Genomic DNA, 14,731 nt, shown 5'->3' with positions numbered 1-14,731 from the left:
TGCCCCCGCCAAAGGCGACCAGTACGACGAGGTCATCGAGACGATGAAAGACCCCGAACGGAGCACGTTCGCGTTCGTGATGTACCCCGAGTACACGCCTATGATGGAAGCCTACCGGGCCGCCGCCGACCTCAAAGATCAGGTCGGCATCGAGACCTCGCTGGTCGTCGCCAACTACCTCCTCCCCGAGGAGTACGGCGACAACGCCTTCTTCGCGAATCGGCGCGCTCAGCAGGCGCAGTATCTCGACGAGATCCGTGACCGGTTCGACGCGCCGTTGATGTTGGCGCCGCTCCGGCAGGACGAACCGATTGGGCTCGACGAACTCAGCGCCTTCGGTGAGGAGATTACCGGACTCGCAGACGTTGTCGAAGCGGACGCACCGGAGGTGACGCCCTCGTGAGCGACGCACAGGACGTGGAAGGTGCGGCCGAGGACAGCGTGGGCATGTCGAATGAAGAAGACGTAGAAGCCAACATTGAGGCGGCGCTCCACGAGTTCCTCGACACGCTCGACGAGTCTGAGACGTATCAGCGGTTCGTCGCGGCCGACGAGGCGTTACAGGACGATGACGACGCGATGGCGCTGCTCCGCGAGTACCAGCGAAAGCAACAGCAGATGCAACGCGGCGGTTTCGACGAGTCGGTGATGGCCGAGCTGAAGCAGCTCCAGACCGAAATGTCGAACAACGAGACGATCCAGCGTCAGCAGGCCGCACAGGCCGATCTGATAGAACTGCTCAAGCGAACGAACGACGCCATTAGCGACGAAATCGGCGAGGAGTTCGCGCGGTCCACCGGAGGTGGGTGCTGTTGAGCGCTTCCGGTCAGGACGCCAGCGAGGACGGAGTCACCGACGACGAGGTCGTCGCGGCCGCCGAGTCGCTCGGCGAAGAGCTTGCGGCGGCGAAAGAGTCCTCCTCGGAGTTCGCGTTCACCACGATGGTGATGCAGTGTAACGAAGCGATCGGCGACGAGACTGGTGTCGACTACGGGAGCGTCTGCGGCGCCGACGACGACGGCTGCTGTTAGCGGAGGTCACAGGGGCGGTTCCGGCTGACGGCCCTGCCAATTGTCACTCCGCGGACGGAGTTTGCGACAGGAGTTCATCGAACAGCGAGACGATACGTTCTTCGATCTCGTCACGGATCTCCCGAACCTGCTCGATCGGACGCTCGTGGGGGTCGTCAAGCCCCCAATCGCGATTCTCGCCGTTCCACGTCGCTGGGCACACGTCCGATGCCGAACACCCCATCGTGACGACGATATCGACCGCCTGTAGCTCGTCTGGCGTCACCTCTCGCGGCGTTCGGTCGCTGAGATCGATGTCCCGCTCTCTCATTGCTTCGACGACAATCTCGTGGACGTGGTCTGCGGGCTGTGTGCCACCGGTAACGATCGTAATCTGATCGCCCACACCGCGACGGTCGCGCTCGCGCTCAGCGAACGCCGCCGCCATTTGGCTCCGTCCTGCGTTTTGGACGCACACGAACGCGATCTGGTGGTCCGTCCGCTCATCGGATTCAGTCACACCTCCACAAGCGAGTGGGATCGGTATAGCTGTTACTTCAGGCACAGCGGCTCTTGATAGGCTATCTGAGAAGTACTCTCAGAGCCGTGTTGAGCTAATGAGACGTATATATACCACATAGAAGTTCTCAAGTCGACGGCATCGATTCTGTTGTTTATGAGTGATGATTTGCCGGTTACTCTAGGATTCGTTTGTGTACAAAATGCTGGTCGCAGTCAGATGGCAACAGCGTTCGCCGAACGCGAGCGTGACCGTCGTGGACTCGGAGACAGTGTTGAGATCATTACCGGTGGCACTCACCCCGCCGATAGCGTCCATGACGAGGTCGTGGCGGTCATGCAAGACCACGAGATCGATCTCTCGGATCGAGTCCCTCGAGAAGTCTCAACAACTGAGCTCGAATCATGTGACGTCGTCGCCACAATGGGCTGTTCGACACTCGAACTCGATGCTGAAGAGATAGATGTTCGCGACTGGGCGCTAACAGATCCTGACGGCCAAGATCTCGATCAGGTCCGTGAGATCCGAAACGATATCGAACAGCGGGTTACAGACTTGTTCGACGAAGTTCACGCGAACGGTTCACAGTGAAACAAGCGCCTGCTGGAGCGGTACTCGAATGACGGACTGTTATTGATTTAGCGAGGTTTTAATCAAGCTTTTTGTGAGAAAACAAAGGCACGCATGAGATCTATCCTCCGAAGTTATGGAAGATCGGGAAAACTGGAATTTGCTAGCGCGTCGAGTCGACGATTGAGTTTGCACTATCAGCGAGCGTCAGGGGTATTCGCTCGTGGTCGATAGCGACCCGTTATTCCCGTTACCATTACGTCGCTGTGCGTGTAGAACCTCATATGGTTTCTGAAGGCGACTATGCACCAGATTTCACCGTTCCGCTGGCCGGGGGAGGAAGCTACGACAACGTTTCCGAGTTCACGCTATCAGAGAAGGTGGGAGACGGACCGATCGTGCTCGCGTTCGTACCAGGAGCATTCACCGGGGGGTGTACCGAGGAAATGTGTGCCTTCGGGAGCGAACTTGACTCCTTCGAGGCACTCGACGCGTCGGTGTACGGCGTTAGCGTCGACCTTCCGTTCGCCCAGAACATCTGGATACAGCAAGAAGGGTTCGACGTGTCGATGCTTTCAGATTGGGATCACGAGGTTATCCACGCGTACGATGTCGTCTATCCGGACATGTACGGCTCTATCGAGTCGGCCCAGCGAAGCGTGTTCGTGATAGATTCGGACGGAATGGTCACATACCGGTGGGTTCGGGAGGGCGGAAACCCCGAGTTTGGATCGTTCGTCGACGACGTGCGAAAGCGGGTGGATGCGGCGCGCCGATAGGGTCGACCGGCGCCGTCGACGGCGGGAACGTCGATCGACCCGCGTGAGCGGTCCGTCGTGTGGCTGCCATGCGCTCTACCGTGAACAAAAGTGTTACCTATTCTTAAAGAGATAGCAACCTATGGAGTTAGAACTCAGCGGAGCGTCTGTGTTTGTCGCCGCAGCAAGCAAAGGACTTGGACTCGGTGTGGCGACGCAGTTCGCTGCTGAGGGTGCGAACGTCGCCATCGCGTCCCGAAGCGCGGACAACCTCGCTGCGGCCCGTGAAAAGATACTTGACGAGACCGGCTGCGACGACGACGCGGTCTTCACCGTCGAGATGGACCTCACCGACCCCGGCGCGATAGAGTCAGGGATCACGTCGGCAGTCGAGGAGTTCGGCGGGCTGGACGTGCTGGTAACCAACCACGGCGGTCCGAACAACGCGTCCTTCGAGGACACTTCTCTGGAAGCGTTCGACGAAGGGTACAATAACGTGCTCCGAAGCACAGTGGTCCAATGTAAAGCGGCGCTACCCGCTCTCCGCGATGGCGGGGGTGCGATCACACACCTCGTCGCCGCCTCCGCGGCGGAGCCGACTCCGCACGGAACCCTCGGAAACGTGTTCCGCCCGGGCATCTATGGGCTCTCGAAGACCCTTGCTAACGAAGAGGGAGAAAACGGGATCCGATCGAACTGTGTCGCTCCCCGCGGGGTACTCTCCGACCGGATCGAGTCGAAGATCGCCGCGCGGGCTGAGCGCGAAGGGCTGACGGAGGCTGAAGTTCGCGAGCTCCGCGTCGCGGAACTCCCGCTGCCGGAGATGGGAACGACCGAGGAATTTGGGAAGGCGGTCGCGTTCGTCTCCTCGCCGGCCGCGTCGTACGTCACCGGATCGGTGTTACCCGTCGACGGCGGGTGGAGTTCGCGCCTCCTGTAAGATCAGGGTCGCGCTCGCGCCTACTATCGGCCCTGCAGCGACGGGAAAGGGGATCCACGGACCGTTACGGGTCCGGTACCAGCTTCGGCGTCGGGTAAGTTCCGCCGTTGACGTGTAATACCTGCCCGGTCACGAACGACGCGGCATCTGATGCGAGGAAACAGCACGCGTCGGCCACTTCTTCGACGTCCCCGAGCCGTCCGAGAGGGGTCGATTGAATCACCTCCTGCTCGATTCGGTCCCAGTCGTCGGTTCGCGTTCGATCGACATCGATGAGCCCAGGCGAGACCCCGTTGACTCGAATCCCATCGGATCCGAGCTCGGTCGCTAGCTGCCGCACCTGTCCCTCGATTCCGAGTTTCGATCCGTAGGAGTGGGCGTGGCCACGTTTACCGAGATACACCATCGCTCCGATCAGGTTTACGATCGACCCGCCGTCCCGATTGATCATGTCCGGGACGACCGCCTGCGTCGTCTGGAAGACTCCTCTAAAGTTGACGGCAAGCACGCGATCAAGGTCTCGGGTCTCCACGTCGAGAAACGGCTTCGACGGTCGGTAGGTCGCGTTGTTCACGAGCACATCGATCGGTCCGAGCTGATCGCGGAGTTCGTCGACCATCGATCGAACCGCGTCGGGGTCGCCGATGTCGGCGAGCGCGACCGCCGTCTCGCTGCCGGTTTCACGAACGAGACGCGCGGTCTCCTCGCAGCCGTCGGCGTCATCGCGGGCCGTGACCCCCACGTCGGCCCCGGATTCCGCGAGCCGAACCGCAGTCGCTCGACCGATGTTTCGGCTCGATCCGGTCACAAGGGCGGTTTTTCCGGACAGATCTATCTGTGTCACCTCGCGACCCTCACTCGGCCGGTCGCGCTGGGGTTAGACATCGAACTCCGTCTGGTACTCGGTCTCATCGAGTCGATCCTCCCGTAGGGGCCAGAAGGCGAGCAAGCGCGCCGGCTCGGAAGCAACGGCGCGAGACGCGTGCGGAACGTCCGGTGGAATCTCCACCGCGTCGTGCGCGCCGAGCGAGACTCGCTCTCCGTCGACGAGGAAGTCGACCTCCCCCTCGATGACGATCGTCGTCTGCTCCCACGGATGGGTGTGTTGCGGCTTGTCTTCTCTTTCCGGTCCAATCGTCGTCATGCCGACCATCTGGTCGACTCCGCGGAAGACGACCTGCTCGAACCCGGGCTCCTCCTTCGCGACTGGGGCGTCAGAGAGGTTGTACACCGACGGAATTTTCTCCGGGTCGTATTTGCGTACCATACTCTACCGAGCAGGGAAAAGAAGTTAAAAGCCTAGGGTTAAACGAGCGCTATACCCCGTCACAGACAGCGATCGTCACTGTCGACAGCTGACGGTCCACAAAAATGGGTGGATACAGTCCTCCGAAGAGGAACGAACCGATCGCTTACGCCAGCTCGTCGATCTGCTCGACGACGGCGTCGGCAAACTCGCTGGTGGCGAGCTTCTCGCCGCCCTCGATCTGCCGGTGGAGGTCATAGGTGACCTTCCCGGACGAGATGGTCTCTTCGACGGCGTCACGTACGAGGTCGGCGGCGTCGGACCAGCCGAGGTAGTCGAGCATCTCGCGGCCGGAGAGGATCATCGCGGTGGGGTTCACCTTGTCCTCGCCGGCGTACTTGGGCGCAGAGCCGTGGACGGGCTCGGCGAGACAGCGACCGTGGCCGCGGTTGATGCCGGGCGCGATGCCGAGGCCGCCGATCTGCGCGCCGGCGGCGTCGGACATGTAGTCGCCGTTGAGGTTCATCGTCGCGATGACGGAGTACTCGTCCGTGCGGGTCAGCAGTTGCTGGAGCATGTTGTCCGCGATGCGGTCCTTGACGACGACAGTGCCCTCGGGCTGTTCGCCGTCGTGCTCCTCCCAGAGCTGGTCCTCAGTGATGACGTCGTCGCCGTACTCCTCCTCGGCGACCTCGTAGCCCCAGTCGCGGAACGCGCCCTCGGTGAACTTCATGATGTTCCCCTTGTGGACGAGCGTGACCGAGTCGCGGTCGTTGGCGAGCGCGTAGTCGACCGCCTCGCGGATGAGGCGCTTCGAGCCGAACTCGGAGATGGGCTTGATGCCGATGCCGACCGGGCCGTCGTGGATCACGTCGTCGACCTCCATGTCGTCTTCGACGAACTCGCGGACCTTCTCGGACTCGTCGGTGCCGGCCTCCCACTCGATGCCGGCGTACACGTCCTCGGTGTTCTCCCGGAAGGTGACCATGTCCATCGCTCCCGGGCTTTTCACGGGTGACGGCACGCCGTCGAGATGGTAGGTTGGCCGAACGTTCGCGTACAGATCGAGCTTCTTGCGCAACGCCACGTTCAGCGAGCGGAAGCCGGCGCCGACGGGGGTGGTGAGCGGACCCTTGATCGCGACGCGGTGGTCGCGGATCGCGGAGACCGTGTCCTCGGGAAGATTCTCATTGTACTTCTCTCGGGCGCTAGCGCCCGCGAAAAGCCGCATCCACGCGATGGAGCGGCCCGTCGCCTCCGCGGCCGCGTCCAGTACCTTCTGGGCGGCCGGCCCGACATCGGTGCCGATCCCGTCGCCGTGAATGATCGGGATAATCGGGTTCTCGGGAACGTTCAGCTCGCCAGTTTCCTCGTCGGCGAGCGTGATGGCCTCACCGTCGTCAGGAACGTCGACTTTGTCGTAGCTCATGAACGTGCGTGGGGTCGCTTTGAGCCGATAAAAACCTGCCCGTTCGGGGTTCGCCAAGATTGAACCCGATCGCCCGGTCTGCTGCATTGACCGACTGGGCAGGTATTTCGATTGGTCCGCCTCGTCGTCGCAATCAGTCGTCGGTCGATTGTCTGGGGGCTGTCTCCGAAATGTACTCGGCCGCAGTGTCCGCGGATATGCGACCGTAGACCGCTGCGTTCGTCAGACCGGAGCCGCCGGGATAGTTGTCGTAGAACAGTCCGCCTGTGACGTTGCCGGCCGCGAACAGGCCGGGGATGACGGTGTCGGTAGTGTCCAGCACCTCGCCGTCAGACGTGATCGCGACACCGCCGAAGGCGAACGTCATGCCGCCGGTGACGGGATAGCCAGTGAACGGCGGCTCGTCAAGAGGAAGCGCCCAGTTCGACTTGGGCGGATCGACTTCGTTCGCCGCGTTCCCATCCAGCGCGTCCGGGTCGTATGCCGCCGCGGCGTCGGCGGCGCAGGCCTCGTTGTACGCGTCGACGGTTTCGACTGCCTGCTCAGGATTCTCGATGTCGAGGCGACGCACCAGCGCCTCGATCGAGTCCGCGGTGATCGCCCGCGAGGGCCCCATATGCGCCACGTCGTCGACGACCTTCGAGTCGACGACGATGAACGCCTCGTGGTACGGCTGTTCGAAGATCCGCCGACCGAACTTCGCGTATGTGTGGGCTCGCGAGTCTTCGCCCTCGTCAACGAATCGCTCGCCGTTGTGATTCAGGATGAGCCCGTACTGGTACCCGTCGATCCGGGTGATCCCGCCCTCGATATCGGGCGACCCCGCATCAATGATCGCCATGTGGGCATTGCCCCACTCGCCGTCGGACTTCGCGCCGGCGTCCATCGCGGACTCGATAACCTCACCGGTGTTGTATCGGCTCCCGCGGACCTTCATGTTCCCGTACCCCGGCCCGAAGTACCGCGTCCGCTTCTCCTTACTGGAGCCGTAATCGCCGGCGGCGAGGACGACGGCGTCCGCCTCGAACCGAACGCGGTGCCCGTCGACGAACCCAGACACACCGGAGGCGGACCCGTCATCGGCTCTGATCACGTCCTGTACCGTGGCGTCGTACCGCACCTCCCCGCCGAGCGACTCGTAGTACTCGATCAAGTCGTCGATCATCGTTTCGCCGTCGAGCCAGACGCGGCCCGCGGTGTACCCAGAATGGGGTGCCTGATACTCCCAGTCGAGTCCCATCTCGGTAAGCCACTCAAAGGTGTCCGCGGCCTCCTCGGTGACCGTACGAGCCAAGTCGTTGTCGGCTCGGTAGTTCGTCGTCTTCATCAGGTCCGAGTAGAAGTCCGCAGCGGTATAGTCCTCGACGTTGAACTCGACGTCGAGGTCGATGTCCGCAGTGGGGATCCGGAACGATTCGGTGAAGCGAGTGTGACCGCCTCGGTGCGCTTTCGGAGATTTCTCGAGAACAACCACGGAGCAGTCGCGTTCAGCGAGACGGATCCCCGCAGCGAGCCCGGCGATACCGCAGCCGACGACGACCGCATCGTACTGTTCGTTGGACATGTGTCACTATAACCACTGCAGGCTGGAGCACGGATTGCCGAAACCGTTTTGCCGAACATGTGAAGGGATATATCCCGAGGACTGCGCCGAGCCTGGGGTCCATCAGCGGACGAGAAGTTCGGCAAAGGATATCGAGAGCAGAGAACGGTGACGACGGCGGCCGCCGCGTGACTAGTTTCCGTCGGAGTCGTCGGGGGCGGCTCGGGGTCTCTCCGCCGGATTGACCGCGACGAACCGTTCCGGGAGGGTCTCCCCGTTGAGGAACGCGAACACGCACTCCACGAGCGTCTCGATGATCGACGAGCGCGCTCGGACCGACGATGCCGCGATGTGCGGCGTCGTCACGACGTTCTCGAAGTCGTGAAGCGGCGAATCGGACGGCAGCGGCTCGGTTTCGAACACGTCGAGGCCGGCACCCCCGACCGTGCCGGCCCTGAGCGCGTCGACGAGCGCCTCAGTGTCAACGATGGGCCCGCGAGCCGTGTTCACGAGCACAGCGTCGTCGTCCATCGTCGCGAGAGCGCGCTCGTCGACCATCCCCCGCGTCTCGGACGTGTGCTCGGCGGTGACGATCACGGCTTCGGGTTCCGAGAGCACGGTCTCGAAATCGGTTAGCGTCGTACCCGTGATCTGCGTGTCAATGTCGTGGACGTACGGATCGTAGGCGTACACGTCGACGTTGAAGCCATCGAGGAGGCCCGCAAGCCGTGAGCCGACGTTGCCGAACCCGACGATTCCGACCGACGTGCCCGCGACCGAGCGCGCGTTCGGCACCTCGTCGCGCCACTTCCCCGCCTCCAGCGCGCGCTGTCCTGTCAGGACGTTCCGCTTGACGGCCAGAAGCAGCGTTAGGGCGTGCTCCGCGACCGAGAGCGCGTTCATTCCTGGAGTGTACACGACGCCCACGCCGTTGTCCGCAGCAGCGTCGAGGTCGATCGTGTCGATCCCTGTCCCGATTTTTGCCACGAGCCGCAGCGAGTCAGCCCGTTCGAGCACCCGTCGAGTGACTGGAAGCCGGGACGTGGTAAAGAGGATCTCGACGCCGTCGAGCGCCTCGATTAGCGCTTCTTCAGTCGCCTCAACGCCGACTTCGAGCGAGAGGGCGGCGCCGACCTCGCGTTCAAGCACGTCGCGCGGCTTCACGTCTTGATCGACGAGCGCGCGCGGCGCTCCGCCAGTCATTCCTCTTGTTCCGGTCGTACGTGGGTGACGACGGGACATTCCGCGTTCATCAGCACGTCTTGGGTGACACTGCCGAACAGCGCTTTGCCGACCGCGGAACGGCGGCGACCGCCGACGCAGATGTAGCTCGCGTCCTGCTCGTTCGCGTATCGAACGAGCTCTTCGCCGGCGTCGCCGACGAGGCCGACAGCCTCGTAGTCGTCGGTCGTTCGGCTCGCGACGCTTTTGGCCGTCTCTTTGGCGTACGCCCGTACGTCGTCGACAGCGACGGTCTTCCCCGTGTCGCTGAGACTGTCCTGTTCGAGGTCGCGGAACTCGGACTGACTCAACACGTGGACGACGTGGAGGTCCTCCTCGAACGCTTCGGCGTGTTTTCGTCCCTCGATCACGGCGTTGCTCTCTCGATCGATCCGTTCGACCCCAGCGACAATTGTCATAGTTGACAACCACTCTGTGACGAACACTCTTATAACTTTCAGTGGATCGCGACCGTCGCACTTGCTTGGTCCGTGGTGTTTTTGAGGCGTACCCGCGTTGGTTGAGCAACATGCCACCCTCCCAGGGCAGATTGCGCGCTTTCGTCAATCGCTTATCGCTCCCTAGTTTCGCTGTCGCGGGGATCTGGATATCAATCGCCGTGCTGGTGGGTGGGGTCCTCGCGCCGCCGCTCGGCGGCCTCGAGCGCGAGATGCAGCTCGTTCTCACCGTCTTCCTCTTCGCACTCGTGTTGTGGCTGACGGAAGCGGTCCCATACGTTGTTTCGAGTACGGCCGCGTCGGTCCTGCTGTTCGCCCTCGAACTTGTTCCGACATTCGGGGACGCGGTCAGTGGGTTCGCCTCGACGCTCGTGTTCTTTTTGTTGCTGCTGTTGCTCCTCGGCGGGGCGATCTCCGAGGTGGGCTTGGGGAGGATCGTCGCGGGACGGATGCTCTCGACGCGAAGCACGCCGCGGACGACCGTCCGATCGCTCGCGGCACATATGTTCGGGCTGTCACTCCTGATGCCATCGGCGGTGGCCCGGACGGTGACGTTCATACCCGTCGTCAACCGGATGACAGACGCGTACGGGCTTTCGGACGACGGGACGTTTCGCAGGGCCTGCTTCATCGTTCTCGGCCACATTAACCCGATCGGGTCAATGATGCTGATGACGGGCGGCGGGATGGCGATTATTACTTCACAGCTGATCAACGAATCTGTTCGGACAGTTACGTGGGTCCAGTGGGCCGTGTATATGATCCCCCCAATGATCCTCCTGTTCTGGCTGTCAACAGTCAGCGCCCTCGTTGTGTACGGTATCGACGACGATCTGACACTTGAATCGAGTGACCGGGATAGCGAGACCCCGGTGAACGGAGAGAAGCCGGAAGACGGGACGGATGACACGTTTGATGCGAACGAGATAGACGATTCGAGCGACGGCGGAGTCAGGCTGACACGAGATCAACGAATCGTTAGCACCGTCATGCTCGGCGCGGTTGTGGCGTGGATTGCCGGTTCCTTCGTCGGGGTCCCGACCATCGTCCCGGCGGCCGCGGCGGTCGCAGTTCTCTCGATTCCGGGCGTCGGTATCGTCAATCGGGATCTGATCGCCGATGTCAGTTGGGGAATCCTGTTTCTCATCGGAGCGATGTTTTCCATCCTCGACGCGATGGAAACGACGGGAACGCTCGATTACGTCGTCGAGACGCTCATCGAGGTCGTCCCGTTCGCAGCGATGGCACCATGGCTGGTGATCGGGACGCTTCTCGCACTCGCTGTCTTCATTCGCTCGTGGTTTTCGACTGCATCGGCCGCAATCGTGGTCGCCCTGCCGATTATCATGGAGTTCGCGAACGTCCTCGAACTCAACAGACTCTACCTAGCGTTATCCGTGCTGATCGCCGTCGGCTCGACAACGTTCTTCCCATTCAACACGACCTCGGTGCTGCTTTCGTACGACAAGGGACCGCTGGGGCTTCGCGAGGTTCTCGTCTTTGGACTCGTGACAATGATCCACGGGATCGTTGTGATCGTGTTGTCATGGCTCTTTTACTGGCCCCTCGTCGTGTGACGGTTGCACCTGATTGGCGGCGAGCGCGGCGTCGGCGGGCTTGGTATCCAGCCCAAACGGTGCGACGGACCGTTGGAAGCGCCAGCAGAGTGCCCCGTCACAAGCAGGCGAGAAGGGAGCCACCAGCCGCCGAAACGGTCGCGAAAGCCGAACAAAAGCAGGACGAATCCGAAATGCGCTCGAATCGGGGCTATCCGAGACGCTCTTCGAGTGCGGGTTTGACGTACGGTCCGAGGAGGATCACGATGATCCCCGCCGTGATGAGCAGCGACAGAGGCTTGGTTACGAAGATATCGTAGGAGCCACCGGAGATCTGAAGCGATCGCATGAGGTTCTCCTCGGCGATCGGCCCCAAGACGACCCCGAGCACGAACGCGATGATCGAGTAGTTCTTCCGAACCATGATATATCCGAGGAATCCGAGGACAAGAACGGTAATCACGTCTACCCAGTTGGATCGGAGCGTGTAGCCGCCGACCATCGACAACACGAGGATCAGCGGGATGATGACATGGGTGTCGACTTGGGTGAGCTTTGCCAAGCGCGTCACGACGAGCACGCCGATCAGGACGATGAAGATGTTGCCGAACAGAAGCGCGATCAGGAACGCGTAGGTGATGTGAAGATCAGTCTCGAATAGCTGCGGGCCAGGGCGAAGTCCGTGCATCAGCAGTCCGCCGAGCAGCACGGCGGTCGAGCCGCTTCCGGGAATCCCGAACGAAATGGTCGGGATCAGCGATCCGCCGATGGTACCGTTGTTTGACGCCTCGCTGGAGATGACTCCGAGAGGCTCTCCGTTACCGAACAGACCGGGATCGTCGGAGCTCCGCATCGCCTCGCCGTACGCGATGAAGTTCGAGACGGTCGCGCCAGCACCCGGAATCGCACCGATAAACATGCCGATGTAGCCAGATTTGATGATCTGCCATGGGTGCGAAAGCGTCTCCCGAACACCCGAGAACGTGTTTCCGGACAGATCGATCTCGGTGTCGGCGATTCCCCCCTCTTGGCCGGCGAGCTTCAACATCTCAGCGACCGCGAACATCCCGATGAGCGCCGCGATGAAGTCGATACCGTCGTAGAGTCCGAGACTCCCGAAGGTGTATCGGAGCTCCGGGGAGTTCGGGGCGATACCGACCGTCGTGATCAGCAGGCCGGCCGCGCCGGCGACGAGCCCTTTGACCATGGACCCCTCGGCGACGATAGTGATCATCGAAAGTCCGAGGATCGCCATCAGGAAGTACTCCGGCGAACCGAACAGCAGCACGACCTCGATCAAGATCGGCGAGATGAGCAGTAACGTGAGCACCGAGAGGAACCCGGCGGTCGCGGACGCGGTCGCGGACATCGAGAGCGCGTCGACAGCGCGCCCCTGTTTTGCCATCGGATATCCGTCGAACGTCGTCGCGGCTGCCCCACCGGTCCCGGGGACGTTTACGAGGATGGCGGAGATACTGCCGCCGTACATCGCCCCGCTGTACATGCTGACGAGAAGGATGATCGCGTTGATCGGCCCTAACGGGAGCGTTAGGGGTAAGACGATCGCCATCCCGAGCGACGAGCCGATCCCTGGGAGCGCGCCGCCGATCATGCCGAGCGTCAGCCCGATGATTATCCAGATCGGCGTCGGCCAACTGAAGACGATCGAGAGCGCCTCCGTGAAGGCAGCGAGCGCCGCCATCTAGAACACCCCGCCCGTGAGAAACAGTTCACCGCGATCAAGCGGGACGCCGAGCACGGACATGAACCCGTACGCAATCGCGAACCCGATGGCGGCGAGCACCGCCGTGAGGTACCGGGGCAATTTAAACCAATAACCGTACACGACGACAAAAAGCGGCGTCGCCCAGAGGATGCCGATCGCGAACCCGAGCGCGGCGTATCCGGTCGCGATAAGACCGGTAAACACCGAGTCGTGGATCGGGCGCCCGACGGTAGACAGTTCGTTTCGGTCCTTCTCCGCCGTGTCGGACTCGGTCGTGTCAGTTCCTTCTTGTTGCTGTTCTGCGGTCTGCTGTTGCCGCTCCTCGAACTCCTCGTCGGCCTCGAAGACGCTGCTCGACTCCTCCACCGCGACTCGGAGCGGCCCCGGAAGGTACTTCGAGAAGAGCAGCAGAAGCGCACCGACGAACACGACTGTTCCCGTCAGTCGCGGAAAGCGCGCAGCCGCGCTGATTTCGAAGCGGAACGTCTCGGCGAGTGCAAGACCTGACCCGAGAATGAGAACGATCAGGAGGAACCGCTCCTGATCGAATCCTTCGGACAGTCGTCGGTACAGCGATTTACTTGACATGCTTACGTGGTACTGGATCTTGGGTGCTATTAATACACATGGTCTCAACTGGGGGTGCGTCGAATGATAACTCGGGAGGGGGGGAAATCGGTGGGTCTACTCGTTCGCGGCGTTGCGAACCGATTCGAGGTCGACCTGATCGGGAATCTGTTCGAACGCGTCTGCGACCGCGTTGGACGCGCTCTCGGGCCCGCCGTACTCGACGACATTACCGGTCTCTTCGGACCAGCTCTGGACTTCGTCCGCCTGGAGAGCAGCCTCGAGAGCCTCTGTCAACACCTGTATTTGGTCCTCGGAGGTTCCTTCCGGAGCGAAGATGCCGCGAACGAGCTGCCCGAGGTAGTCGATATTGTCGTATCCGAGGTCGGTGGTGCTCGGAATGTCGGGGAACACCTCGGATCCCTGACTCGACAGACACGCGATCACGTCGAGACGGTCGTCCTCGACTGCGCCGGCAGCTCCGGTGTCGGTAGCGATAGCCGCGGGTACCTCGTCGGAGATCGTCGCCTGAACTGCCGGACCGGTCCCGTCGTAGCCCACGTACCGCTCCCACTGGAGGTCGTAACTGTCGTTCCCCTGCATCAGTAAGGCGAGCACGTGGTCAACGCCCCCGCGTTCTTTGCCCGAGAAGATTTCGAGGTCACCGTCGGCGTAGCGAGACACCAGGTCATCAAAGTCCTCGATCTCGTAGCTGGGGTTGGCGACGACGACGAAGGGCGTCCGGGCGTACGTCCCGACGCCCTGAAGTTCCGTCATGTCGAACTCCGGCGGGTTGACCATGGCCGAGACCGGCGTTGACGGCGGGTTGAAGCCACCGATGGTGTAGCCGTCGGGTTCGGCGTTGTACAGCTGTCCGGTACCGCGAAGCGACGCCGCGCCAGGAACGTTCTCGATCGCAATATTGACGCCTAGCTCGTCACCCATGTGGCTGATGAACTGACGGGCGTACGTGTCGGTTCCGCCTCCCTCCGAGAAGGGGATAATGTACGTGATATCTCCGCTAGGGTACTCGCCGTCGCCACCACCCGAACAGCCCGCAAGACCGGTCATTGCTGCCGCCGATGCGGTACCGGCGTACTTGATGTAGTCCCTACGGGTAGCGGACGATCGATCGTTATTGTTTCCCATGCATCGCAGTGGATGAAGGACACCTATTTGAATCTTTT

Annotated in this window: 17 protein-coding genes; 7 read left to right on the top strand and 10 right to left on the bottom strand. The window is 61.9% G+C overall.

Annotation, left to right across the window (positions count from 1 at the left end; translation table 11 throughout):
- The 3 genes from ESO89_RS15640 to hcsS form a co-directional block, all read left to right on the top strand.
- Positions 1–403 (top strand): ArsA family ATPase (locus tag ESO89_RS15640; protein ID WP_164932820.1); only part of this gene is annotated, 403 nt, incomplete at its 5' end.
- Entirely contained in the window at positions 400–816 is a 417-nt protein-coding gene (hcsL, locus tag ESO89_RS15635) for a halo-CC-star protein HcsL (RefSeq protein WP_128906377.1), read from the top strand. The genes ESO89_RS15640 and hcsL, both read left to right, overlap by 4 nt.
- Positions 807–1,031, top strand: coding sequence for a halo-CC-star protein HcsS (gene hcsS, locus ESO89_RS15630; protein WP_112077628.1), 225 nt, complete (start codon positions 807–809; stop codon positions 1,029–1,031). Before hcsL ends, hcsS begins: the two co-directional genes overlap by 10 nt.
- Positions 1,032–1,074: 43 nt before the next feature.
- Here hcsS and ESO89_RS15625 read toward each other — a convergent pair whose 3' ends face one another.
- Entirely contained in the window at positions 1,075–1,497 is a 423-nt protein-coding gene (locus tag ESO89_RS15625) for an arsenate-mycothiol transferase ArsC (protein ID WP_379765391.1), read from the bottom strand.
- A 189-nt stretch (positions 1,498–1,686) separates the two neighbouring features.
- On the opposite strand from ESO89_RS15625, the gene ESO89_RS15620 reads away from it, so the two are divergent.
- From ESO89_RS15620 to ESO89_RS15610, 3 genes are all read left to right on the top strand, one after another.
- Complete coding sequence (locus ESO89_RS15620; protein WP_128906375.1) at positions 1,687–2,121, top strand: low molecular weight phosphatase family protein; 435 nt, start codon at positions 1,687–1,689, stop codon at positions 2,119–2,121.
- Between the two features lie 263 nt (positions 2,122–2,384).
- Positions 2,385–2,879, top strand: coding sequence for a redoxin domain-containing protein (locus ESO89_RS15615; protein ID WP_128906380.1), 495 nt, complete (start codon positions 2,385–2,387; stop codon positions 2,877–2,879).
- A 121-nt stretch (positions 2,880–3,000) separates the two neighbouring features.
- Entirely contained in the window at positions 3,001–3,798 is a 798-nt protein-coding gene (locus ESO89_RS15610) for an SDR family oxidoreductase (RefSeq protein ID WP_128906374.1), read from the top strand.
- A 64-nt stretch (positions 3,799–3,862) separates the two neighbouring features.
- Here ESO89_RS15610 and ESO89_RS15605 read toward each other — a convergent pair whose 3' ends face one another.
- The 6 genes from ESO89_RS15605 to ESO89_RS15580 all read right to left on the bottom strand — a co-directional run bounded on the left by ESO89_RS15605 (position 3,863) and on the right by ESO89_RS15580 (position 9,656).
- Positions 3,863–4,606, bottom strand: coding sequence for an SDR family NAD(P)-dependent oxidoreductase (locus ESO89_RS15605; protein ID WP_241686262.1), 744 nt, complete (start codon positions 4,604–4,606; stop codon positions 3,863–3,865).
- Positions 4,607–4,675: 69 nt separating this feature from the next.
- Positions 4,676–5,065 carry a cupin domain-containing protein gene (locus tag ESO89_RS15600; protein WP_128906373.1) on the bottom strand — a complete coding sequence of 130 codons (390 nt, stop codon included), beginning with the start codon at positions 5,063–5,065 and terminating at the stop codon, positions 4,676–4,678.
- A gap of 145 nt (positions 5,066–5,210) precedes the next feature.
- Complete coding sequence (gene icd / locus ESO89_RS15595; RefSeq protein ID WP_128906372.1) at positions 5,211–6,473, bottom strand: isocitrate dehydrogenase (NADP(+)); 1,263 nt, start codon at positions 6,471–6,473, stop codon at positions 5,211–5,213.
- A gap of 133 nt (positions 6,474–6,606) precedes the next feature.
- The gene (gene tcuA / locus ESO89_RS15590; RefSeq protein ID WP_128906371.1) at positions 6,607–8,037 is read right to left on the bottom strand and encodes an FAD-dependent tricarballylate dehydrogenase TcuA; all 1,431 of its coding nucleotides are present in this window, start codon (positions 8,035–8,037) and stop codon (positions 6,607–6,609) included.
- 171 nt (positions 8,038–8,208) lie between these two features.
- Positions 8,209–9,219 (bottom strand): NAD(P)-dependent oxidoreductase, encoded by a 1,011-nt coding sequence (locus ESO89_RS15585; protein ID WP_128906370.1) that lies wholly within the window; start codon positions 9,217–9,219, stop codon positions 8,209–8,211.
- Positions 9,216–9,656, bottom strand: coding sequence for a universal stress protein (locus ESO89_RS15580; RefSeq protein WP_128906369.1), 441 nt, complete (start codon positions 9,654–9,656; stop codon positions 9,216–9,218). The genes ESO89_RS15585 and ESO89_RS15580 overlap by 4 nt, the downstream gene beginning before the upstream one ends.
- Positions 9,657–9,766: 110 nt before the next feature.
- Between ESO89_RS15580 and ESO89_RS15575 the strand changes: the two genes are divergently transcribed.
- Positions 9,767–11,272 (top strand): SLC13 family permease, encoded by a 1,506-nt coding sequence (locus ESO89_RS15575; RefSeq protein WP_128906368.1) that lies wholly within the window; start codon positions 9,767–9,769, stop codon positions 11,270–11,272.
- 190 nt (positions 11,273–11,462) lie between these two features.
- Here ESO89_RS15575 and ESO89_RS15570 read toward each other — a convergent pair whose 3' ends face one another.
- The 3 genes from ESO89_RS15570 to ESO89_RS15560 all read right to left on the bottom strand — a co-directional run bounded on the left by ESO89_RS15570 (position 11,463) and on the right by ESO89_RS15560 (position 14,615).
- A complete protein-coding gene (locus tag ESO89_RS15570) occupies positions 11,463–12,953 on the bottom strand; it encodes a tripartite tricarboxylate transporter permease (RefSeq protein ID WP_128906367.1) in 1,491 nt (496 codons plus the stop codon).
- Positions 12,954–13,565, bottom strand: coding sequence for a tripartite tricarboxylate transporter TctB family protein (locus tag ESO89_RS15565; RefSeq protein ID WP_128906366.1), 612 nt, complete (start codon positions 13,563–13,565; stop codon positions 12,954–12,956). It abuts the gene before it with no gap.
- A gap of 96 nt (positions 13,566–13,661) precedes the next feature.
- Positions 13,662–14,615 (bottom strand): Bug family tripartite tricarboxylate transporter substrate binding protein, encoded by a 954-nt coding sequence (locus ESO89_RS15560; RefSeq protein ID WP_206731782.1) that lies wholly within the window; start codon positions 14,613–14,615, stop codon positions 13,662–13,664.
- Between the last annotated feature and the right edge of the window lie 116 nt (positions 14,616–14,731).

It is taken from the genome of Halorubrum amylolyticum (genome assembly GCF_004114995.1).
Classification (GTDB): domain Archaea; phylum Halobacteriota; class Halobacteria; order Halobacteriales; family Haloferacaceae; genus Halorubrum; species Halorubrum amylolyticum.
The sequence above is the reverse complement of the archived record's forward strand: the minus strand, read 5'-3'. Positions and strand labels throughout refer to the sequence as shown.